Genomic DNA, 23,551 nt, shown 5'->3' with positions numbered 1-23,551 from the left:
CTGACAGTTTATTTATATTTAATCACTGTTCACATCTGATAACTGTTCATATCATTTGACTCACACCACTTCTTGGCATATATTCAATGGTTGCTGATAATAATATGATGACTTTTGGTCGCACATAAAAGGCCCTGATGGCATCATAAAAAATGGACTGCGTCATAAACAATGGAGTGTACAGAGTGAAAATATACAGTCATGAAAACCTAAGCCTGCATAGACCACTGCCTTATTTTTCTTATGGAAAAATGCATGAGCCGCTAGAAATACCGGAGCGTATGGTCGAGATGTTAAAAGCACCAGCGGCATTGGGGCTGGAGGTTACAAATGCTAAAGAGATCGGGATGGGACCAATCTTAGCGGTGCATGACTTTGGTTATGTTGAGTTTTTAAAACACGGCTTTGATGAATGGATGGCCGTAGAAGAGGACTTAGGCGCCCAAGTACAGACAGGGATTTTTGTGCCGTATGACAATCCTGGACTGGGTATCATGGCAAAAGCGGCCAAATATCAGGCCGATGATAGCGCGCCAATCAGTGAGCATTCGTGGATATCTATCTATTGGTCAGCGCAGACGGCGCTTAATGCGGCCGAAGCCCTGCTCAATGATGACAGCGACTCAAGCAATGAAACCGATATACAACTTTGCTTTTCACGGCCGCCCGGTCACCATGCACGTAGAAGCGCTGCAGGTGGATTTTGTTACCTAAACAACGCTGCCATCATCGCAGAACATTTACGGCAAAAATATGCCAAAATAGCCATTATCGATACGGATATGCATCACGGTCAGGGTATTCAAGAGATATTCTACGAGCGTAAAGATGTCCTATATACCTCGGTACACGGTGATACTGTCAATTTTTATCCGGGCGTCACCGGTCATGAATTTGAGAGAGGGACGGGTGAGGGAGAGGGTTATAACGTTAACTTTCCGATGCCACATGGGACTGATGAGGAAGGCTTTTTTGAGTATGTCGATAAATCCATCGATACCATGAAGACCTTTGATCCTGATGTCATCGTCCACGTCTTAGGGTTTGATGTCTACAAAGATGATCCAGAAGCGAGATGTAAAGTCAGTACAGAAGGCTTTAAGATATTGGCGCAAAAAATGAGAGCGTTAAACAAACCTTTATTGGCGCAAAAAATGAGAGCGTTAAACAAACCTTTGATTGTGCTGGTAGAGGGTGGCTATTATATCCAAAAGCTCAATGAGAATTTGCAGGCGTTTTTATCAGGGCTAGTAGGAGAAGATAGCTAATCATTTGTCCGATTATTCGATAAATATGGCTCCAATAAAAGCTGACTTAACATGCAAAGGACACGGTATCGATTATCGTGTCTTACTTTGTATTGTCTTATATTTATCCATTGGTAGCCTAAGTTTTGATAGATCTTTTGGCATATAAATGCCAAGTAAGCTTTATAACGCTTATCCAACCTGTCAATTTACGCTATAATCATCAGCAATTTATCCAATCTAGTCGCATAAAGGGGCTGTAAGTCATGATTAATACCAAAATATATAAGTCCATTTATGTGCTAGCTGAAAAGCTACTAGAAGCCGATAGCAAAAATGATCAAGAGAGTTTTGACGCACTGTATGGACAGCTAAAAAATCTTTGCATTGAAAATGAGAAGAGTGATAAAGATCACCCAGAGCAATGGGAGACGCTCGCTGACTTCACCGAAGACTTAGAGGCTGCGCTCATTATTTATGAAAAAGCACTCAAAAAAGCCATCGCCATTAATTCAAAAGATCATATGGCATCGATTGCGTTTTCTATGGCGGAGTTACAGATTGAGTTGGGTCAAACAGACGCGGCTCTCACCAGTCTAAAAAACGCCAAAACCAGTGCCAACAAGATAGAAGACAAAGAATTTAAAGCTGAGATAAACAAGCTGCTCGCCACGCTATCGGCGAAGTAAAGTCATACAGATTGGCGTTTGAGCAGCTTTGGCTCAAAGTCAAACGCCTATACTTAAGCGCGTCTGCTTGCCTTTTGTAGAAAAATTGTCCAAAATGCTGCAACGAAATCGTATTAGCGGGTTCGTTGCAAATTTACCTCATTGTCATGTTTGTTTTAGTATTCATTGTATTGAGGTTTTTTTTAATAAGGAAGTTAATAGGAATATTGCTATGGGTTCAATCAACCACGAAGAACGCGTCCGTCATGAAGGTTTGCGTGAAAAAATCATGTCTGCTGAACAGGCAGCTTCATTTGTACAAAATGGCATGACGCTTGGTGTCGCAGGATTTACAGGTGCAGGCTACCCAAAATTTGTCCCAACTGCTATCGCTAATCGTGCCAAAGACGCTCATGCTCGTGGCGAAGCGTTTGGCATTGGCATGCTAACGGGTGCGTCCACCGCTCATGACTGTGACGGTGTATTGGCAGAAGCCAACTGTATTAATTTTCGTGCGCCATTCCAATCTGATCCTGCCATGCGTAACCACATCAACGCTGGTAACACTCACTACGTTGATATGCACTTATCACACTTTGAGCAGCAGGTTCGTTTTGGCTTCTATGGCGATATGGACATTGCCTTGATTGAAGCGACAGGTATCACGCCCGAAGGAAAAATCATTCCTTCAATGGGCATTGGTACCAACAACCAGTGGCTCAAAACTGCCAAAAAAGTCATCATCGAAGTCAACTCGCGTCAAAGCATGATGTTAGATGGTATGCATGATATCCCAGCAGACCTTGATGAGCCGCCGTTCCGTCAGCCAATTCCTATTGTCAAGCCAGATGATCGCATCGGTACGCCGTACCTAGAGTGTGATCTCGATAAGATCATCGGTATCGTCATGACCGATGCGCCAGATCGTAATAGCAAGTTTGCAGATCCAGATGAAAACTCTAAAACGATTGCGTCACAAATCATCGAATTCTTAGATCATGAAGTCAAAAAAGGCCGCTTGCCAAAAAACCTATTGCCGCTACAGTCTGGTGTGGGTAATGTGGCAAACGCTGTATTGATGGGTCTACAAGACAGCCCGTTTGATGATTTGATGGGGTATACCGAAGTACTGCAAGACGGTATGCTTGATCTGGTACTTAGTGGCAAAATGAAGTCAGCGTCGGCCACGGCATTGTCGTTTAGCCCAGATGCTTTGCAGCGCTTCAATGACAATATCGAGTTTTTGAGTGACAAGCTCGTACTGCGCCCGCAAGAATTCACCAACCATCCAGAGGTTATCCGTCGTCTTGGTATTATCGCTATGAATGCGATGATCGAAGCGGATATTTATGGTAACGTCAACTCAACCCATATCATGGGTACCAAGATGATGAATGGTATCGGTGGTTCGGGTGACTTTACTCGTAACTCGCATTTCTCGTTCTTTGTGAGTCCATCTACGGCTAAAGGCGGCGCTATCTCTACTATCGTGCCGATGGTATCGCATCATGATCACTCTGAGCACGATGTGATGTTTTTGGTGACGGAGCAAGGGTTTGCTGATTTGCGTGGTAAATCACCGCGTCAACGGGCGCAGGCGATCATCGATAACTGTGCGCACCCAGACTATCGCCCAATGCTGCAAGACTACTATGACCGTGCCGCCAAGGCCAGTGGGCTACAGACGCCGCATCTTCTAAATGAAGCATTGTCATGGCATCAGCGTTTTGTTGAGACGGGCGATATGCGTCTTAATAAAATGCGCATCGCTGTATAAGTGATTTATCGTTCTAAATTTGTAGCAGTAAAATAGTATTAACGTCTCTTATCTATCATTAGGTAAGAGGCGTTTTTTTATATCTAAAAATAGCTTCTAAATCGCTGTAGTCAGTTCACAATAAAAGAGATACGCTTAAAATAGCGTTCTGCTGGTATAAATTTTCCTCGCTTGCTGTGCGCTTTGCACTCCAGAGGCTTCAAAAAATTCATCCCAGCAGTACTGTGTTCTTTTTAGATTGAAACGACTATAGCAATTGATAACTATTTAGCTATCGAAAATATACCCAAACTTTACCCATTAAAACTCAATAAAATCTATAGGATAAAAAATGTTTTCACTCAAAACGTTAATGGTGAGTCTTGCTTTCGGATTCACATTGGTAGGCTGTAGCTCAGCCGCTTCTAAGGACAATAGCGCAGAAGAAGTCATCATTTATAGTAACGCCGACGAAGAAGCGGTAGAAGTCATCCAAGCGGTATTAGATCAAGCAGGCTATGAAGGTCAATATATTTTCCAATCCTTTGGCACCGGTGAGCTTGGCGGGCGCTTGTTGGCGGAAGGTAAGAATATAGAAGCAGATCTTGTGACCATGAGCTCATTTTATTTAGAGAGCGCACAAGCCAAACATTCGATGTTTAAGGATGTCAGCTTTGAGGTCAATCCCCAAGTCGCAGTACCTAGTTACTATGCGCCCATTTTAAGCTTTACTGGAGCAATCATTTTAAATACCAAAGAGATGGCCGCGCAAAACCTACCCAGACCAACCAGCGCCAAAGATTTGGCAAAGCCCATTTATAAAAACAAAATTGCGATGGTTGATCCCAATGGCTCATCGACCGGTTGGTTATTTGTGCAGAATATCACTGCTGCCTATGGCATGGATGCCGAAGGACAAACACTCATGAATAGTATTCGTGAAAACGCCGGACCAAATTTAGAATTATCAGGATCAGGCCCATTGAAGAAAGTCATGGCAGGTGAGGTGCCAATCGGTTTTGGCATGCGTCATCAAGCCGTCGTTAATAAAGCAGAAGGGCTACCCATTGATTACATCGATCCAAGCGAAGGCAACTATACGCTGAGTGAGTCCGTTGCGGTCGTCGATAAAGGCGATAAAACCAATCAAAATGCCATGAAAATGGCTGAAGTCATCGTCAAGAATGCACGCCCCAAGCTGCTAGAGATATACCCAAATATCATCTACGACGGCGAGACGGTGGCATCTGAAAACCAAATCAAAAATGTAAAAACCTATGCTGAGCCGCTTACCGCTGAGCTATTAGATAGGCATCGGGCGTTTTTTCACGGTCAAAAGCTATAAGTTAGGCAGCGCTCGCTAAATGTTAAAACTTGTCAAATTATTAAAAATAGAGAAAGTCATGATGGAATCAATAAAAAAGCTTTCTGAGAAAAAATACGATGTGGTAATCGTCGGTGGCGGCATCATCGGTCTTGCCAGCGCTTATGCCGCGGTGAAAAAAGGGCTGAGTGTGGCACTGGTCGAGCGTGAGTCACAAAATAAAGACGCGTCGGTGCGTAACTTTGGTTTTGTCACCGTCAGTGGACAGCAGCGCGGGACGCATTGGCAACGAGCCATGCATACGCGTGATGTCTGGGCAGATGTAGCACCCAAAGCAGATATCGAGGTGGCACATCGAGGCCTGCATATGCTTATTCAGCGCCCAGAAGCGATGGACGTGGCGGAGGCGTTTTTAGAGACAGAGATGGGCGCGGATTGTCGATTACTGACGCAAACTGAAATAGCTAAAAATGCCCCTTATCTGAAAGACGGCTTGGGCGTGCTGTATAGCCCTCATGAGCTCAGAGTCGAGTCAAAAACCGCTATCAGTAAATTGGCCAATTGGTTACATCAAGTGCACGGCGTGGATTTTTATAATAAAACCACTGTGCAATCGATTGAGCTGCCCAAGGTCTATACCAGCCGAGGTACGCTGCAAGCAGAGCATTGCGTGGTCTGTCCCGGTACAGATTTGCATAGCTTGTATCCTGAGACGTTAGCGCAGGCACAGGCCAAACTTTGCACACTCAATATGCTGCGCGTCATGCCCAAAAAACCATTTAAGCTAAATGCCGCGGTGATGTCGGATTTAAGCTTGGCTCGTTATGATGGGTTTGCCCAATTACCTGAAGCAAGAGGGTTGATTGCTTTATTAGACGATGTTCAGTCAGCTGAGCGCAAAGCAGGCGTCCATCTGATCGTGGTGCAATCCGCCGACGGCTCCCTCATCATTGGTGATAGCCATGATTATAGCGACAGAGAGCTGCCATTTAGAGATGTGCGTCTTGATGATTTAATCATTAAAGAGTTTCATCAAGTGATGGGTATTGGCGAGATTGACATCGTCCAGCATTGGCTAGGTGTCTATCCCAGCGCAGACGATGTGGTGTTTAAAGCCACTCCAGAAAAAGGCGTGGTTGTCGGCTCTGTCACTGGCGGCACTGGTGCCTCGACAGGCTTTGCATTTGGTGAAGAATTAATTGATCTAGTATTGGAGTCAAAATAATGAGCACAGATATAAATAGTATTAAAGAACAATTCAATCATATTAAATTATGTGTTTTTGATATGGCAGGCACCACGGTCAATGAAGACAATCTGGTGTATAAAACGGTACGTGATGCGATCAATCAAGCGCTTATCGATGAGGATAAAGCGGATAAAGCAGTTGATCTGGATATTTGCTTAGCCTTCGGTGCTGGCAAGGAAAAACGCCAAGCCATTACTGACATACTAAATGAATTGGATATCGCAGGTGATGAGGTTGAATCACTTACCGATACCGCGTTTACGATCTTCAAAACCCGATTGGCCAAGGCTTATACCGCAGAGACTTTGGCATCCTTTGAGGGTATGCTGGAGCTGTTCAATAAGCTAAAAGAAACGGGTAGAAAGGTAGTCTTAAACACGGGCTATGATGCAACCACTGCCAATAACATATTGACTATCTTGGGTTGGTCGGTGGGTAATGAGATTGACGCCTTGATCACAGCGGATGATGTGCGCCATGGGCGTCCTGCGCCAGATATGATCACGCTTGCTATGGAAAATTTTGGGATCAAAGACTCAATGCAAGTACTCAAAGCTGGCGATAGCGGCATCGATATTGAAGAAGGTAAAAATGCCAATTGTGGTCTTTGTATTGGCGTTCTATCAGGCGCGCAAACCCGCGCTCAGCTTGAGCAGCATGCGCCAGATATGGTGCTGCGAAGACTGACTGATTTGGCTGAGTTGATTTAACCGCTCAGGTAGTTGTAGTTATAGCAGATGTAATAAACGATTGATAATATATCGAGGGCTCCATTGCGATGGAGCTTGTTTTGTTTTTATTATCTCAAAAAATCCTCCGCCAACTGTTTTATATAAGATAGCGGAGGACTCGGTATGTTACTGTAATATTTAAAATAAAACCTTATTTATTGATAAATTTTAATTTAAAATCAATAACTTATACTATTCGACTGTGACACTCTTGGCCAAGTTACGTGGCTGATCGACGTCTGTACCGCGCATAACGGCTACATGGTACGACAACAGTTGCACAGGGACACTATAAACGATCGGTGCTAATATCTCGCAGACATCAGGTACATAGACCACGTGCAGTCTATCCTCGCCCACCATTTGGCTGGCTTCACTGGCGAATACAAATAGCTCACCGTGGCGCGCGTGTACCTCTTGCATATTGGCTTTGAGCTTGTCAAACATGCTGTCTTTTGGTGCAAGTACAACGATTGGCATGTCTTTATCTACCAATGCCAATGGACCATGCTTAAGCTCGCCTGCCGCGTAGCCTTCAGCATGGATATAAGAGATTTCTTTCAGCTTAAGCGCGCAGATTTCTTTCAGCTTAAGCGCGCCTTCTAAAGCAATTGGGAACTGCAAACCGCGACCTAAGAACAGACAGCTCTTCTTCTCTTCAAAGCTTTCACTCATCGCTTTAATAGGCGTATCAAGCTTTAGGCTGGCATGAAGCTGACCCGGTAGCTTATGTAAGTTTTCTAACAATGATGTCAAACGCTCATTATCGATACGCTGTTGTACGACCCCAATCTTTAATAATAATAGCACTAGCGCGACAAGCTGGGTGGTAAAAGCTTTAGTAGAAGCCACACCGATTTCAGGGCCTGCAAGCGTTGGCAAAAAGATATCCGTCTCGCGCACTAGCGATGACGTTGGCACGTTACATAGTGCCAAACTGACTAACCCTTCTGGTTTGTGCTTTTGAATCTCACGTAGCGCTGATAAAGTATCGGCTGTTTCACCTGATTGTGAGATACAAACGACGAGCGAATTGTCGACGACGACAGGATTACGATAGCGGAACTCACTTGCGATTTCGACCGAGCAGGGTAGGCGTGTTAAATTTTCAAACCAATACTTTGCGACCATACCTGCATGATAGCTGGTACCACAAGCGAGCACTTGAATGTGTTTAACACCAGCGAGCTTGGTTTCGTGACGCTCTAAAAAGTCATCGCGTAGTTTGGCTGTTTCACCATTATCTACCGCCATCTCAACCGTACGAGCGACCGCATCTGGCTGCTCATAGATTTCTTTGAGCATATAATGCTTAAACTCGCCCTTATCGGCGTTGTGCTGCTTGGCATCTATCTCATGAACTTTGCGACTGACTTCTATGCCATCTGCATAAACACGAATATGTTCACGCGTAATATTGGCAATATCACCTTCTTCAAGATACATAAAGCGGTTGGTGACTGGCAATAGCGCCAATTGATCTGAAGCAATAAAATTCTCACCGATACCCACGCCGATGACCAAAGGTGAGCCTAAACGTACGGCAATCAGCTCTTCTGGGCTGTCTACATGAACGATTCCAAGGGCAAATGCACCATGTAATAACGGCGTAACTGTGCGAACTGCTTCTAGTAGATCCGATGTTTTTTGATAAACATCATTGATCAGATGCGCAACTACTTCGGTATCTGTCTGCGAGGTAAACTCATAACCTTTGGCAATCAACTCTTCTTTTAGTTCAGCATAGTTTTCGACAATACCATTATGAACCACAGCGATTTTACCTGAGACATGTGGATGCGCGTTACGTTGTGCAGGCTCACCATGAGTTGCCCAGCGTGTATGCGCAATACCAATATGACCGTCAAAATTGGCTGGATCATTAGCGACTGCATTAACCAATGCCAATACTTTGCCTACTTGACGTTCACGATGTAATTCACCGTTACGAATGACAGTTAAGCCAGCAGAATCATAGCCTCGATATTCCAAACGCTTTAGGCCTTCAAGTAAAATATTAGCGATATTACGCTCAGCAACTGCGCCTACAATTCCGCACATAGCTATTCCTTAAGTTAAATTTTTAATGATGTTAGACAAATAAAAGTGAATCAAAAACAATGTAAGTGAATCAAAAACAATGTATACAAATCAGTAGTGAGTAAATAAGCTTTAAGTATTTAAAAGTTATTTAATATATAAGTCATATTATTAAGCAGCACCGCAAAATTGCCGCGCTGCTCAAGTTGGTCATAATCTTGCTACTAAGCGCTTAACTATAAACTTACTACTATCAGCTAACTATTTCGTCTTTTTAGTTGGACGTTGAAAATCTGCTTTTTTGTACCTGACGAGCACGGCCTAAAGCCAAGGCATTGCTATCGACATCTTCTGTAATTACAGATCCTGCCGCAACCACCGCAGTATCGCCAACCGTTACTGGAGCAACCAAACTCACATTGGAGCCAACAAAAGCATTATCCTTAATAATAGTTTGTGACTTATTTACGCCATCATAATTACAGGTAATAACCCCAGCGCCAATATTGACATCGGTACCGACGGTCGCATCACCGACATAACTTAAGTGGTTAACTTTACTACCATGACCGATAGTCGACTTTTTAATTTCAACAAAGTTGCCAACTTTACTGTTGTCAGATAATACAGTTTCAGGACGCAAGTTTGCAAAAGGACCAATATCAACGCCAGCACCGACTTCTGCGCGATCAAGCACGCAGTACGGTTTGATATGACAAGCATTGCCAATCTGAGTATTTTTGATAACGCAACCAGCTTCGATGTATACATTGTCGCCCAAAGTACAGTCGCCCTCGAAAACCACACCGACATCGACGAACACATCTTGACCCACGCTTAGCGTACCACGTATATCAACGCGAGTCGGATCAGCAAACTGTACACCAGCTTCTTGCAAGTCAGCGACCAGTTTGTTTTGCCAAGTACGCTCTAAGCTGGCTAATTGTTGGCGGTTGTTAACCCCTTCAATCTCAAACGTATGTTCAGGCTCGATTGCTGCAATCGTCACACCATCAGCAACCGCCATTTTTACGATATCGGTCAAATAGTATTCTTGTTGTGCATTATCATTTGATAATTCAGGCAAGTATTTATGAAGCAGAGCATTATCAACGCAATAAATGCCACTGTTAATCTCTTTGATATCTTGTTCATCTGTACTAGCGTCTTTTTGCTCAACGATGGCTTCCACATTCCCTGAATCATCACGCTTAATACGACCCAATCCAAATGGGTTGTCTACTGTCAAAGTCAACATCGACATACCATCAGTGTTCGCAGTTTTTAGTGTCGTTAAAGTCTGACAGCTTACTAATGGCACATCACCATATAAAATAAGGCTTTGACCATCTTGTGGCAATTGCTCTAAGGCAACCTTAACAGCGTGACCTGTACCTAGCTGTTCAGTCTGTGCAACCCACGTAATTGGCAGATGTGCGTATTGATTATCCATTGCTGTCTGTACTTGGTCGCCGCCAAACCCATAAACCACAATAGTCTTAGTAACAGTCAACTCATCACAAGTATCTAGGACATGTCCTAATAAAGGTTTGCCTGCCAATGTCTGCAGAACTTTTGGCTTAGCAGACTGCATACGCGTGCCTTTTCCGGCAGCAAGGATAATCACAGAAAGGGAATTTGTCATAAGTACTCTATAATAGGTGTAACAGAATATGATAGGATTATAACGCAATTGTCGAGAAAAACATATTCATTTAAGTGAATATTATAATGCTTTGTTATCGTTAAGTTTATAGTAATGAGTTAGTTTGTAACATCATTTGACTAATTAACAACTGTTTATACTAGCATACCAAGCATTACAACGACCCATACAACTGCAGCCATAATCCCAGCGATGATGTCATCAAGCATAATACCAAGACCACCTGACACCTTTTTATCTGCCCAACCGATTGGTGGTGGTTTAATAATATCAAAGAAGCGGAAAAGTACAAATGCGATGACAAGAGCAATAATAGACAAACTTTGTGAAATATCGTGCCAAAAATTTGTAACAGTAATACCCGTATAAGAAAAAGGCAATAAAGTAATCCACATACCAGCCCACTCATCCCAAACGATATGCGGATCATCATGTCCTTGCATCAAATCAGAGGTACGACCGCATATCCAGATACCAATAATGCAAGATAGTATTGTGATAATCAGAAACGGTACAAAACCTAAGCTCAGTAGTGGTATGGCGACGATTAATCCACCAACCGTACCCCATGTGCCGGGGGCGCGACGTGGTAGGCCACTGCCCAGACCAATACCAAGCCAATAAACAATACGGTCAAGTAGGCTAGCATTAGTAGGTAGAGGTGGGCAATCGTTTGCTTTACGAATATCGGGTTTAGATAAGTCATGATCCGTCATGGATTAACCTGCAAAATGTTGGTAACCAGTAAGAGTAGGCCAAGTGGCAAAAGGGTTAGGGTGCGTAGGCGTTACTGGCTGTCCCTGATAAAAAAGCTTTGGTGGTAAACCCTTGACAGTATCTGCCTCGCTTAAGGCTATCACTTCACCAATACAGGTCACAGGTGTGTTGCTGCTATCTATAGGTGGCTCGATATTAGCAGGTAAGGTAAAAGCCAATTCATAATCATCGCCACCCGCTAGTTGACATAGCAAGCGCTCAGATAAATCAACACTTGCTAGGGGTTGGCTAGTCGGCAGCTGCTCCAAATCAATGCGCATCCCAACAGCGCTCTGCTCGCAGATGTGACCAAGGTCTTGGTACAGGCCATCTGAGATATCTATCATTGCCGTCGCACCAATCTGCGTCAGCGCTGCACCTAATGTGATACGAGGCGTAGGCATATGCAAACGATGAGCAAGCTCTAGGCCTTGGCTGCTATTAGGATGTTGTAAGGCATAAGCAGCATCACCAAGCGTCCCTGAGACATAGACTTTGTCGCCGACTTGGGCGCCTGAGCGGTAGACTGCTGGCGTGCTTGCGGCTAGTAACCCTTGCGCGCTAACACTGAGTACTAAATTCTCACTGCGCGTGGTATCACCGCCAATAAGGGTCACGTCAAACAGCTGGCAGGCATGAAATAAGCCTTTAGCAAAGTTTGTAAGCCAAGTCTCAGTTGCCAAACGCTCAGGCAGTGCTAGCGCCAGCAAAATACTATGCGGCGTTGCGCCCATAGCAGCGATATCTGAGACATTGACTGCCACTGCTTTATAACCAATTTGGAAGGCCAGTTTGTTTATTTCATCCCAATCGGCACTAAAGTGTCGACCTTGAACCAAGGTGTCAATACAACTAACTAAGCGCGCCCCTGCCGATAATGCCATTACTGAAGCATCATCACCAATACCTTTTTCGACATCATCAGGTAAACGATATCTTGCTTGTACTTGTGAGAATATGCGCTTGATCAGCTCAAATTCATTCATGATTATTCTTGGTTTTTTGGATCAGTATTGTCATCTTTTTCGGCATTATCTTTTTTACGCGCCTTAAAGTCACTAATATTAGCACTGGCTTTACTAGCACTATTGCGTTTGACGTTGGTTTTATTAGCACTGATACGTGGCTTATTTGAAGCAGTTGGTTTTTCTTCAATGGCATGTGTATCGGCAGTGTTATCTGTATCGGTTTTTACCACAGGTTTGGCAGCCGTTTTTTGTGAGGTGCGTAGATTGGCTTTGGTATCTGCTTGTACTTCCACTTCGCGTAGCTCAACTGCCATTTTATCAAGGACAGCGTTAATCAATTTATGGGCATCAGTGGCACCAAAGTGATTATTAAGCTTCATAGCTTCATCTAACACCACTTTATAAGGAATCTCTAAGCGGTTTTGCAGCTCATAAGCACCAATCAATAAAATAGCATGTTCAACGGTATCCAATTTGTCGATGTCGCGGTCAAGATGTTGACTAATAAGTGTGTCTAGCGCCTCGATTTGCTCTGGGATATCACGCATCATTTCGTGATAGTAGCCAATATGCACGGTATGCATGGCGTTGGTGGCGCGGGTACGAGCAGCAATATCATGCGGTGCATTGTCCTTCCAGCCAAGTTTGCCGTCTATATCGAAACGACGGTCGGTGACGAGCCATTCGTACAGGCCTTGCATGGCAAAACGTCGTGCCTTACGGACAGCGGTATGACTGGTCTTATAAGAAGACTCACTCATATCAAAGTTTTGCTCACCTGCGCTACTGCTCGCTACACTGATTGCTTGTTGGGTATCGGATTGCTCGGTTTTTGCCGCATTAATGGCACGCTTGAGTTGGTCAGTCATAGGGGGTCAATACCTAGGTTTTAAGTAACTATTCTGTAAGAAATAGCATAAAAATAAAAGATGTTAAATAGTAGTCGGCTGGCAAATGGTGTCAGTCAGTTTTACATACTTACAATACGTATGTTGGAGCCATGATTAGACCATTGCCCCAACTTAAATCATAAAAAATAATACTTGTAGGCGAATCAATATGATTAGCCATTGACGTCTATTAGTAGATATAACATTAAGCGTCGTCGCTTTCATCTTCGATATCTAGCTGTGATAAAACGGCCAACATCTCAAGGACAACCATCGCTGCTTCTGAGCCTTTGTTACCGGCTTTGGTGCCTGAGCGTTCAATCGCCTGCTCAATGCTATCCGTGGTGAGGACACCGTTAGCAACAGGGATGTTATAGTCAATCGCAACGCTGCTTAAACCTTTGGCAGATTCGCTAGCGACAAAGTCAAAATGCGGTGTGCTACCACGGATAATCGCACCTAACGCAATGATGGCATCAAAACGATCAGATTCAGCGGCGCGCTGAGCGACCAAGGGCAATTCAAAAGCACCCGGCACGCGAATGACAGTAATATTGCTACCTAAAACGCCATGACGTAGTAGGGCATCGATTGCGCCATCTACCAATGATTCAACGACAAAACCGTTAAAGCGACCAACGACGATACCGATACGGACCTCTTCGTTTTGATGTAAGTTGCCATCAATATGGGTAACGTCATTGCGCTGCTGTTGTAAATTCGACATAAAAAATCCTTCTGAATTAGGGGTAAATGAAAATATATGAATCATGAACGAAAATAAGTGGTTAGCGCTATGATAACATTTTTTGCAGAGGCATTTGTATTTTACAAACGTATTACAGGCGCATCTGTATACCTTGCGCTGCCATATATTCTTTGGCTTCTTGTACGGTATATTCGCCAAAGTGAAAAATACTGGCCGCAAGCACGGCATCGACACCGCCTTGTAACACCCCTTCGGCTAAATGTTGCAAATTACCGACACCGCCTGAGGCGATAACGGGGACATTTACTCGGCTGGTAATTTGTTGCATCAAGGCTAAATCATAGCCTTTTTTGGTACCATCACCGTCCATTGACGTGACTAATAATTCACCAGCGCCAAGATCGCTCATTTTGCTTGCCCAAGCAACGGCATCAATGCCCGTGGGCTTGCGACCACCATGGGTAAAAATCTCCCAACGCGGTGTAATGATGCCATCAACCTCTACATCTTCAACGCGTTTGGCATCGATGGCGACGACGATACATTGGTTGCCGAATTTTTGCGCAGCCTCACCGACGAACTCAGGTGTAAATACTGCCGCTGAATTAATCGCCACCTTATCCGCGCCGGCATTGAGCAAATTACGGATATCGGCGATTTTGCGTACGCCGCCGCCGACGGTTAAGGGGACAAACACCGTCTCAGCCATGCGCTCGACAGTATGATACGTGGTATCACGCTCATCGCTGGTGGCGGTAATATCTAAAAAGGTAATTTCATCAGCGCCTTGTTCGTTGTAACGCTGCGCCACCTCGACAGGGTCGCCGGCGTCTTTGATATCGACAAACTGTACGCCTTTGACCACACGGCCATTGTCCACGTCCAAACAAGGAATGATACGCTTTGCTAACATAGGGTCTTTCACCTTATAATCAATTCATTCTTTAAGCGCTAGTCTAGCAAAATCGTCGCCATATCAGGCAGGTTTTCGCAAGATTATTACGCTTTTCATTATAGTTTGCTAATGCACGGTACAATTACTGTCATTAGCGTCTACATTCTTCCTATTTAATTCATTATTCCATTGCCATAAGTGAGATGTCATGTCCGTCTATACCCAGTTAACCGATGATCAGTTTGCCGCCTTTTGTCAAAGTTTTGGCGTACCGTTTGCGCGAGCCATTCCGATTACCCAAGGTATCAAAAACTCTAATTGGTTTATTCAGACGACGGATGATGCCGATGGCGAGCACTCTTATGTATTTACTTTATTTGAAGAGCGCCCACCAGAAGATATCGGAAAAATGGCAGTGATACTGAATCAATTAGATGGCAAATTGCCGGTCGCTGCGCCGCTGCCATTGGTTGATGCAGATGCTGATACGGACAAACGCTATGTCATTCATTATGAAAACAAAGCAATTACTTTGGTGCCGTGCTTGTCTGGCGCGCATCCGCAAGAGACCACGGCTGCGATGTGTCATGAGATTGGCTCAGCGTTAGCGATGCTGCATGAGACCTTGCAAGCATTACAACCTGCACAAGACTACGGCGTGCCTTTGTATCCATGGAATGAGGTGCGTGACCGGGAAATGCAGTTTATGCCAGGTGACGAAGCCAAATTAATGCGCGATATTTGGCAAGCTTACTCAAATTTACCACTTGCTAGCTTACCAAAAGGCTTGTGTCATCTCGATATGTTCGCTGACAATACACTATGGGACTTATCGTTAAATAATAGCCAAAAAGGCGAAGAGCGTTTAACGGGTCTATTGGACTTTACCGAAGTGAGTGTCGAGCATTATGTGATGGATATTGCCATCACCATTAATGATTTTTGTACCACGTGGGGCGATGCCGAGCAAGGTGAGCTGGTACATTTTGACCGTAGTAAGATGGCGGCGTTCTTAAGAGGCTACGAAACAAAGCGCGCGCTTAGCAACGATGAAAAACGTGCGTTACCTGTTATGCTAGCCAAGGCGGCGGTGATTTTTTGGCTACTACGTCTAAACGTTATTCATTATAATCGTACCGAAGGACGGACTGGCGATAATATCATGGTGAAAAACCCTGATCTTATGAAGCGTCTTGCCGCCTATCACTGGTCGCATGTCGAAAAAGTACAAGATAAGGTGTTTGTATTATTGAACGATAAGAGCGACAATCAAGTCGCTGGTGTATTTAGTAACATTGCTGAAGCTGAGCAGGCACGTGCTACTTTAAACGATAATAGTAATGTTATCATCAAAGAGTATGCGCTCGATCAATTAGTATAGAACGTTTTTCGACTATTTTCGCTCAATGATTTCTGTACCAAAACCTTAAAGGTGTCCCTATGACCGATCAAGTTGATAACTGGCACAAACTGGCACGCTATGACACCAATATGCAAGGTGAGCTGCATGCTAACCTGCTACGTAATAATGGCATTACCGTGTCTCTACAACCGCTAAGCGCGATGCCAGGGATGAACTCAGGTATTGTGTTGTGGATACAAGATACTGAACTGGCGCATGCCAAACGTATCTTGGACAGTATCGATACCGACACTGCTGGCGAAGTTTTGCTAGATAATATGAGCGATGCAGACCTTGGTATTACAACAGTGACACAAGACAATCAGGGCATCGAAGAAAATAAAAATAGCTTAGACAATCAAAGTAATAAAGGTGGTAAAGCATAAATGTGCCAACTCTTAGGAATGAACTGTAATACCCCAACCGATATTGGTTTTAGCTTTGCAGGGTTTCGTCGTCGTGGTGGTATGACTGATAGCCATGAAGATGGTTTTGGTATTGCATTCTTTGAGCGTAGTGACTGTACCAATAATGGCGCGGTGGGAAACGACTCAACGGGACTGCGTTTGTTTCATGACAACCGCCCAAGCCATCTGTCGCCAGTGGCAGATTTGGTCAATAATTATCCGATTAAGGCCATGAATGTCATCGCCCACATTCGTAAAGCCACGCAGGGACAGAACTGCTTAGCCAATACCCATCCCTTCGTCCGCGAAGTCTGGGGCGAGCAGTGGGTGTTTGCCCACAATGGGCAGATGAATAGTGAATTTATCAAGCGCTGTCAGCGTCTGCAAGACAATGGCAACGCCTCGCACTGCCAGCCTGTCGGCAATACCGACTCTGAAGTGGCGTTTTGTTATTTGGTCAATCGCTTAAAAAGCACTTTTAAGACCCGTCCTGACGACCAGACGCTGTTTAATTTTTTGACCACCCAATGTCGTTATTTATCTGCAAACGGTTTGTTTAATTGCCTAATATCCAATGGCCGCTGGCAATTGGCTTATGCCGGTAGCTTGTTGTTTTATCTGACCCGCCAAGCGCCATTTGGTGAGGCAAAATTGGCGGACGATGATTTGGCGATCAACTTTAGCGATGTCACCACCGATACCGATAAGGTGACGATTTTGGTGACCGTACCATTGACTGAAAATGAAAAATGGCAACAGTTGGCGGTCAACGAATGCTTGATATTCTCTGAGGGTGAGGTTATTTATAAAGACAGCCCAAGTCAGCGTAAGTTTTTAACCATTGATGAAGGTATTGCGGTGGCACGCGCGGTTGGGGCGAGTGTTTAGAATTGGCGCGTCCTCAATATCAGCTACAGATATAGACAGTTCGGAATAAGATCGATATGCTCATATCAACGTGCAACTGGTACAAATTTTCCTTGCTTGCTGTGTCTACGCTGACAGATGCTGCGCAAAATTCATACCAGCTGCACTGTATCGGTTTTACAGTGAATTAACTATATAATCCACAACAACGCTTAAACTTCTCACCCGAGCCGCAAATACACGGCTGCTTTTGGGCGACAGACATAGGAATGGTCGGGTCGAGAAAATACCAACGCGTATCATGATTGGCTTTATTCATTACCTTTACAAAGGCAGACAACTCATGATGCGCTTGCAAGCCATTAGGCGTTTTAAAATAAGCTTTAAATTCAACCTGCGCATGCCGTTTACCAAGCTTTGCTCTGTGTTCTACAACCTCTAATCCTGCCCAGTCGGTCTCGGTGGCCCAAGACTCAATCGCTGTGACATCAAGCAAGCTTTGCTGCGCGGGTAAGGTGGTTTTGACGATGTATTCTGGCTTGACTAAGACAAAAGCACTATAACGCGTGCGCATCAGACGCTCCGCTGACTCTGCCTTGATGTTATCTGCTTTATCCGCTTCTTTATTCACTTCTTTATTTAAGAGGCTGTCATGATAAGGCTGACAGCAGTCTTTATAAAGTAGGGGCGCGTCTATGGTCTCTGACGCGGGGTTGATTTGGCAGGGGCAGGTTTGGAGGGCGGCAGAAGTCGACATAGTGTACTCTCGTTATTTATCCTTTATTATTTGGTAGCAAAAGACCGTTAATTTAGCCAGCCTTTTATCAATTCTGGCCATAGACCGAGCTTAAGCTTTGCCCAAGCTGCAGGGTCACTGACCTGCTGCCAAAAGGCGTCAAACGGCGGCGCTATATATACCAGTAACGCCAGAATAACGTACAGCAGCAAATACCACCATTTGTCTTTATGTTGATAAAACTTCATCGCTGTACCCGACGAGCGCTTCATTTTCATATTGGACAAATTGACGCTATATAATTCATCTAGGGCCAAATGCACCATTGCGCCACCAAATAAAAACAAACCATAAAACCAGCTCACCGTTAAGGGCAGGTGCAAAATATCATAGCTTAAATACGTCAGCGCCAATCCCAATATCGCCATATAAGGCACAGAATGGATGACGCCGCGATGTACCGTCATCGTGGTAAAAACATAAAACACCACATAACGCATAAACCATAGCCAGCCAGCCATAACACTATCAATGCCAATAGGCTCAGCTCACTGCGCCAATGCATCACCAGCCCAAAAGCGAAGACAAAAGAGATGAGGTTAAAGCCAAGCTTAATCGGTGTTGAGTTGTCTGAGTCCAAGTCTGGCAAGAGGCCACCGATGGTACCGAGCGCCGCACACATCAAAAACCCAGAGTCATCAACCAGCCCCGCTTTATAGACCGTTAAGCTCAGCGTACCGCTGACCATAAATGCAACATTTAAGTGGGTGTTAAAATTTGCCATAAAAACTCATCAATAAATAGCGCGCGAACACAACGTTTCGAGCTGCCCGTCTAGCCGTAAAAAAGCGCACCATGATACCATAAGCCGCCCATCGCCTATGAGAGATAGTTTGATATGACTGCCAGTAATTTGCCTTCTTTGCATCGTTCAGATGTGCTTTTTGACCAGCCTTTACCAAACGATTCGTCTGTACAGGCGTCAGCCGTAGCGGCAAGCAGACTTGATGACAGCTTTGCTCAGATTGACTGGCGCGCGCCGTGGCTTGGTCATGTGCAGCAGTTAGATGCCATTAGTCAAACTATTACTCAGCTCAGTGCGACAAAAAGCTTGAGCATGGAGCGCGCTGATACTCAAAGCTCTGCTCCTGAGACTCAAGCCCTTATCAGCCGCACCCAAAACACGCCAGACATCATCGCTAAAGTATTAAATACCGCATTGCATCAGCAGGTAGCTGACTTGCAGCAGCAACTGCCGCATACCAAGCCTGCATATAACCATAAGGCGCAGACTTTACAGTTTGTCTCGCAAGACGCGTTGCCAGAAGGCGAAGCTTACGAAAGTTTTATCGGCAGCACTGGCAATATTCCGACGCGTGACAACTTACACGACTTATTTAACGGCAGTATTTGGCTGACGTTCCCTAAGACCAAAGCCCTACTAAACCACTATCATATACTGGAGATTGAGCAGCAAGGGGTCGGTGCCAGTCGGGGCCGCGTCCGCGATACCATCACTGTGTTTGATGAAAACGGCGCGGTATTGATTACCGCCAATCCTAGTATTGGCGAGGCGTTGATCAACTTTGATTGGCAGGGCTGTTTAGTACAGCCACGCACGCAGTGGGATGACCCTACAAGTCCTAGTCCAAAGGTGCAAGCGGCGGTTTATATTTTTGGTCATGCTTTGCTTGAACAATTGATAGCACCGCGTAAGCCTTTGTGCGCGCATAGCGTGGTCATCAACGTCAGCCAAGATTTCTTTGCCTTGTCAACGCAGAAGCGCATCGCCTTTTTGGATGATAAATTGGCTGATTATATGAATGAGTTATTATCAAAGGACGCATATGAATGAGTTATTATCAAAGGACGCAGTCACACTGCGTCATTTATCGCCATTGCCTATTTTAGGTGTGCCGCATTTTTGGGCCGAGAATGAAGATCCAGATTTTTATGATGATGCATTTGTGTTTCGTAGTGGTCGCCGTAAACAGGGTAAAAGCCAAAATATATAAAATTAATTATAATCAGGTGGTTAAAGCCTTGTTACGGTTACGATTGTGCCACGATTTGACTACGTCTAAGCGTTAACAAAGGCTTCAATATTTGTTATGGTAAAAACAAGTTGATACTAAGTTTTAAAAAAATCTTTGCAGCTTGGGTTAATTAAAACTTATAGTCGATTACTTTAGTGTTTTACTCTGCATTATTTTTTAGTGTCGAATGTCTTTAGTGCTTAATGTTTTTAGTACCTACTTTGACGCAGTATTTATTTAATAAATCAATAAACTGTTTAGCCACCATTCAAAACCATAAGTTCATGATAATTTGTGTTCAGGATTTATAACAACGATAAGGAAGCTACCATGAGTGATATCTTTAATGTGAAAGACACCATTTCGGTCGATGGCAAAGAGCATGCCTATTATAGTTTGCCCAAACTTGCCGAAACTTACGACAATATCAATACGCTACCATACTGTATGAAAGTAGTGCTAGAGAACTTGCTGCGTAACGAAGACGATGGTCAGTCTGTCGGCAAAAACCACATCGAAGCAGTGGCCAACTGGGACGCTGGCGCTGAGGCCTCAAAAGAGATTGCTTTTATGCCAGCACGCGTAGTATTACAGGATTTTACTGGTGTACCATCAGTCGTCGATCTGGCAGCGATGCGCGATGCAGTAGTGGAGCTTGGCGGTCGTGCTGAGCAAATTAACCCCTTTATCCCCAGTGAATTGGTCGTCGACCACTCGGTGCAAGTCGATGCCTATGGTCGCGAAGATGCGCTGGATCTCAACGAGAAGATTGAGTTTAAGCGTAATAATGAGCGTTATGAGTTTCTACATTGGGGCCGAAATGCCTTTGAAAACTTTGTCGTTGTCCCGCCAGCGACGGGTATCGTGCATCAGGTTAACCTTGAGTACCTTGCGCGCGTGGTCATGGCAGCAGATGTCGACGGTGAGCTGACCGCCTATCCTGATACGGTATTTGGTACCGACAGTCACACCACGATGATTAATGGTATCGGTGTCCTTGGTTGGGGCGTTGGCGGTATTGAAGCCGAAGCGGCCATGCTCGGTCAGCCGTCCTCGATGCTGATTCCGCAAGTAGTTGGATTTGAACTAAAGGGTAAGCTGACTGAAGGCGTTACTGCGACAGATCTGGTGTTACGTGTCGTTGAAATGCTACGGGCCCATGGCGTGGTAGGTAAGTTCGTCGAATTCTACGGTGAAGGCCTACACAGTATGCCGCTGGCGGATCGTGCGACTATTGCTAATATGTCACCAGAATATGGCGCGACTTGTGGTATCTTCCCAATTGATCAAATGGCGATTGACTATCTGCGTCTATCAGGCCGTGACGAAGCGCAAATTGAGCTGGTCGAAAAATATGCCAAGGCTCAGGGCTTATGGCATGATGCCGATACACCAGCAGCGACTTACTCAAGTAAACTAGAGCTTGATTTGTCTTCAGTACAGCCAGCACTTGCAGGGCCAAACCTACCGCAACAGCGTATCAACCTAGCTGATATGCATGAGAAGTTTGGCGAAACGCTTGAGGAGATGACCAAAGACCGCAAGGCAGAAGTTGAAGGCAAGGTGCGTTTTGACCAAGAAGGCGGTGAGCAAGAGCAAGCCAAAAACTTAGCAGCTAAGCCAAAAAACTGTGATGAAGATGGTAACTTCTGTAGTATCGTTGATATCAATGATGAGCAATATAACCTGCGGGATGGTGCGGTTGTCATCGCTGCGATTACCTCTTGTACCAACACCTCAAACCCAGCGGTGATGCTTGGTGCAGGGCTGGTCGCCAAAAAAGCGGCGGCAAAAGGTCTAAAAGCCAAACCTTGGGTCAAAACCTCGTTAGCACCAGGCTCAAAAGTGGTGACGGATTACTTAGAAAAAACCAAACTGATGGATGAGCTAGAAAAAACAGGCTTTTATTTAGTCGGTTATGGTTGTACCACTTGTATCGGTAACTCAGGACCATTGCTTGAAAGTATCGAGCAAGGTATCGAAGAAAATGATTTAGTGGCAGCTGCGGTACTCTCTGGTAACCGTAACTTTGAAGGTCGTATTCACTCGCACGTCAAGGCAAGCTATTTGGCGTCGCCACCATTAGTCGTCGCTTACGCGCTGGCAGGTACGGTGGATATCGACTTAACCACCCAGCCGCTTGGTCAAGACCAAGACGGCAACGATGTGTACTTAAAAGACATCTGGCCGACGTCAGATGAGATCAACGAGCTGATTGCCAATAACATCAATGCTGATATGTTCCGTAAAAACTATGGTGAAGTGTTTGATGGTAGTAAAGAATGGAACGCGATTAGCTCAGCCGATAGTCAGCTATATCCATGGGATGAAGGCTCAACGTACATCAAAAACCCACCGTTCTTTAATGGTATGACCATGGAGCCAGAAGGTATCCCTGATATCGAAGGCGCGCGTATCTTAGGTCTATTTGGTGACTCAATCACCACCGACCATATCTCACCTGCGGGTAATATTGATCCAAACTCACCAGCAGGTAAATACTTGCAAGAGCGCGGTGTCATGGAAGCCGACTTCAATAGCTATGGCTCACGCCGTGGTAATGATGCAGTCATGACCCGTGGTACCTTTGCCAATATCCGTATCAAAAACCAAATGATGGGCGGCAAAGAGGGCGGCTATACCTACTACTTCAAAGATGATAAGTCAACGCTACAAGATGGCGAAGAAATGGCTATCTATGATGCAGCGATGAAGTATAAAGAAGATAAGCGTCCGCTCGTCGTCCTCGGCGGGGCAGAGTATGGCTCAGGCTCAAGCCGTGACTGGGCAGCAAAAGGTACGATCTTACTGGGTGTCAAAGCAGTATTGACCACCTCGTTTGAACGTATTCACCGCTCAAACCTCGTCGGTATGGGTGTGTTGCCGCTGACCTTTAGAGACGGCGAGAATGCAGACACCTACAAGCTTGATGGCTCTGAAGTACTTGGCATCACCGGCCTAAACAATGGTGAGAGCAAAACCGCTCAAGTCACTGCTACCCGTGCTGATGGCTCGACCGAAACCTTTGAGGTCAATGTCGGCTTGCAGACACCAAAAGAGCGCGAATACGTGCGTCATGGTGGCGTATTGCACTATGTATTACGTCAGCTAGCGGGTGATAGCAAAGACGCTGCGTAGTGATTAATTAGAGTTAGAATGATATAAAGCCCAGTCTCCTTAATGTAGGGGACTGGCTTATTTGTG

21 protein-coding genes and 1 pseudogene are annotated in these 23,551 nt (G+C 44.9%); 12 read left to right on the top strand and 10 right to left on the bottom strand.

Going from position 1 to position 23,551, the window contains the following annotated elements; all coding sequences use genetic code 11:
• Positions 1 to 185: 185 nt before the first annotated feature.
• The 6 genes from PENNN9_RS10745 (at position 186) to PENNN9_RS10720 (ending at position 6,954) form a co-directional block, all read left to right on the top strand.
• Positions 186 to 1,268, top strand: coding sequence for a histone deacetylase family protein (locus PENNN9_RS10745; RefSeq protein WP_058369678.1), 1,083 nt, complete (start codon positions 186 to 188; stop codon positions 1,266 to 1,268).
• Between the two features lie 245 nt (positions 1,269 to 1,513).
• Positions 1,514 to 1,936, top strand: coding sequence for a hypothetical protein (locus tag PENNN9_RS10740; protein ID WP_058369677.1), 423 nt, complete (start codon positions 1,514 to 1,516; stop codon positions 1,934 to 1,936).
• Positions 1,937 to 2,147: 211 nt separating this feature from the next.
• Entirely contained in the window at positions 2,148 to 3,692 is a 1,545-nt protein-coding gene (locus tag PENNN9_RS10735; protein ID WP_058369676.1) for an acetyl-CoA hydrolase/transferase family protein, read from the top strand.
• 331 nt (positions 3,693 to 4,023) lie between these two features.
• Complete coding sequence (locus PENNN9_RS10730; RefSeq protein ID WP_058369675.1) at positions 4,024 to 5,016, top strand: ABC transporter substrate-binding protein; 993 nt, start codon at positions 4,024 to 4,026, stop codon at positions 5,014 to 5,016.
• Positions 5,017 to 5,074: 58 nt separating this feature from the next.
• Entirely contained in the window at positions 5,075 to 6,220 is a 1,146-nt protein-coding gene (locus tag PENNN9_RS10725; protein WP_227511802.1) for a TIGR03364 family FAD-dependent oxidoreductase, read from the top strand.
• The gene (locus tag PENNN9_RS10720) at positions 6,220 to 6,954 is read left to right on the top strand and encodes an HAD family hydrolase (protein ID WP_058369674.1); all 735 of its coding nucleotides are present in this window, start codon (positions 6,220 to 6,222) and stop codon (positions 6,952 to 6,954) included. The genes PENNN9_RS10725 and PENNN9_RS10720 overlap by 1 nt, the downstream gene beginning before the upstream one ends.
• Positions 6,955 to 7,167: 213 nt before the next feature.
• On the opposite strand, the gene glmS is transcribed toward PENNN9_RS10720, so the two are convergent.
• From glmS to hisF, 7 genes and pseudogenes are all read right to left on the bottom strand, one after another.
• Positions 7,168 to 9,036: a glutamine--fructose-6-phosphate transaminase (isomerizing) gene (glmS, locus tag PENNN9_RS10715; RefSeq protein WP_058369673.1), complete on the bottom strand. Its 1,869-nt coding sequence runs from the start codon at positions 9,034 to 9,036 to the stop codon at positions 7,168 to 7,170.
• A gap of 240 nt (positions 9,037 to 9,276) precedes the next feature.
• Positions 9,277 to 10,660 (bottom strand): annotated as a pseudogene (gene glmU, locus PENNN9_RS10710) (bifunctional UDP-N-acetylglucosamine diphosphorylase/glucosamine-1-phosphate N-acetyltransferase GlmU).
• 155 nt (positions 10,661 to 10,815) lie between these two features.
• Positions 10,816 to 11,397 carry a phosphatidylglycerophosphatase A gene (locus tag PENNN9_RS10705; RefSeq protein WP_058369671.1) on the bottom strand — a complete coding sequence of 194 codons (582 nt, stop codon included), beginning with the start codon at positions 11,395 to 11,397 and terminating at the stop codon, positions 10,816 to 10,818.
• A 3-nt stretch (positions 11,398 to 11,400) separates the two neighbouring features.
• Positions 11,401 to 12,423, bottom strand: coding sequence for a thiamine-phosphate kinase (gene thiL / locus PENNN9_RS10700; protein ID WP_058369670.1), 1,023 nt, complete (start codon positions 12,421 to 12,423; stop codon positions 11,401 to 11,403).
• 2 nt (positions 12,424 to 12,425) lie between these two features.
• The gene (gene nusB / locus PENNN9_RS12570; protein ID WP_082638078.1) at positions 12,426 to 13,274 is read right to left on the bottom strand and encodes a transcription antitermination factor NusB; all 849 of its coding nucleotides are present in this window, start codon (positions 13,272 to 13,274) and stop codon (positions 12,426 to 12,428) included.
• 226 nt (positions 13,275 to 13,500) lie between these two features.
• Positions 13,501 to 14,022 (bottom strand): 6,7-dimethyl-8-ribityllumazine synthase, encoded by a 522-nt coding sequence (ribE, locus tag PENNN9_RS10690; protein WP_058369669.1) that lies wholly within the window; start codon positions 14,020 to 14,022, stop codon positions 13,501 to 13,503.
• A 112-nt stretch (positions 14,023 to 14,134) separates the two neighbouring features.
• A complete protein-coding gene (gene hisF / locus PENNN9_RS10685; RefSeq protein ID WP_058369668.1) occupies positions 14,135 to 14,917 on the bottom strand; it encodes an imidazole glycerol phosphate synthase subunit HisF in 783 nt (260 codons plus the stop codon).
• A gap of 190 nt (positions 14,918 to 15,107) precedes the next feature.
• On the opposite strand from hisF, the gene PENNN9_RS10680 reads away from it, so the two are divergent.
• The 3 genes from PENNN9_RS10680 to PENNN9_RS10670 are packed head-to-tail and all read left to right on the top strand — an operon-like array spanning position 15,108 to position 17,596.
• On the top strand, positions 15,108 to 16,280 hold the full coding sequence (locus tag PENNN9_RS10680) for a homoserine kinase (protein WP_058369667.1): 1,173 nt from the start codon (positions 15,108 to 15,110) through the stop codon (positions 16,278 to 16,280).
• Between the two features lie 59 nt (positions 16,281 to 16,339).
• Positions 16,340 to 16,687, top strand: coding sequence for a hypothetical protein (locus PENNN9_RS13145; protein WP_227511801.1), 348 nt, complete (start codon positions 16,340 to 16,342; stop codon positions 16,685 to 16,687).
• Positions 16,688 to 17,596 (top strand): class II glutamine amidotransferase, encoded by a 909-nt coding sequence (locus tag PENNN9_RS10670; RefSeq protein ID WP_058369666.1) that lies wholly within the window; start codon positions 16,688 to 16,690, stop codon positions 17,594 to 17,596. It begins immediately after the preceding gene.
• A gap of 166 nt (positions 17,597 to 17,762) precedes the next feature.
• On the opposite strand, the gene PENNN9_RS10665 is transcribed toward PENNN9_RS10670, so the two are convergent.
• Genes PENNN9_RS10665 through PENNN9_RS13135 form a run of 3 tightly spaced genes read right to left on the bottom strand, consistent with a single transcriptional unit; the run spans position 17,763 to position 19,095 of the window.
• Entirely contained in the window at positions 17,763 to 18,332 is a 570-nt protein-coding gene (locus tag PENNN9_RS10665; protein WP_058369665.1) for a YchJ family protein, read from the bottom strand.
• A 47-nt stretch (positions 18,333 to 18,379) separates the two neighbouring features.
• Positions 18,380 to 18,832, bottom strand: a complete 453-nt coding sequence (locus PENNN9_RS13140; RefSeq protein ID WP_227511800.1) for a hypothetical protein — start codon at positions 18,830 to 18,832, stop codon at positions 18,380 to 18,382.
• Positions 18,775 to 19,095, bottom strand: a complete 321-nt coding sequence (locus PENNN9_RS13135) for a hypothetical protein (protein WP_227511799.1) — start codon at positions 19,093 to 19,095, stop codon at positions 18,775 to 18,777. Before PENNN9_RS13135 ends, PENNN9_RS13140 begins: the two co-directional genes overlap by 58 nt.
• Positions 19,096 to 19,209: 114 nt before the next feature.
• Between PENNN9_RS13135 and PENNN9_RS10655 the strand changes: the two genes are divergently transcribed.
• The 3 genes from PENNN9_RS10655 to acnA all read left to right on the top strand — a co-directional run bounded on the left by PENNN9_RS10655 (position 19,210) and on the right by acnA (position 23,485).
• Positions 19,210 to 20,166, top strand: a complete 957-nt coding sequence (locus PENNN9_RS10655) for a DUF3025 domain-containing protein (protein ID WP_264752950.1) — start codon at positions 19,210 to 19,212, stop codon at positions 20,164 to 20,166.
• Positions 20,159 to 20,326, top strand: a complete 168-nt coding sequence (locus tag PENNN9_RS13470; protein ID WP_264752949.1) for a DUF3025 domain-containing protein — start codon at positions 20,159 to 20,161, stop codon at positions 20,324 to 20,326. The genes PENNN9_RS10655 and PENNN9_RS13470 overlap by 8 nt, the downstream gene beginning before the upstream one ends.
• Before the next feature lie 351 nt (positions 20,327 to 20,677).
• The gene (acnA, locus tag PENNN9_RS10650; protein WP_058369664.1) at positions 20,678 to 23,485 is read left to right on the top strand and encodes an aconitate hydratase AcnA; all 2,808 of its coding nucleotides are present in this window, start codon (positions 20,678 to 20,680) and stop codon (positions 23,483 to 23,485) included.
• Positions 23,486 to 23,551: the final 66 nt, after the last annotated feature.

Source organism: Psychrobacter sp. ENNN9_III, from assembly GCF_001462175.1.
Lineage (GTDB): Bacteria > Pseudomonadota > Gammaproteobacteria > Pseudomonadales > Moraxellaceae > Psychrobacter.
The sequence above is the reverse complement of the archived record's forward strand: the minus strand, read 5'-3'. Positions and strand labels throughout refer to the sequence as shown.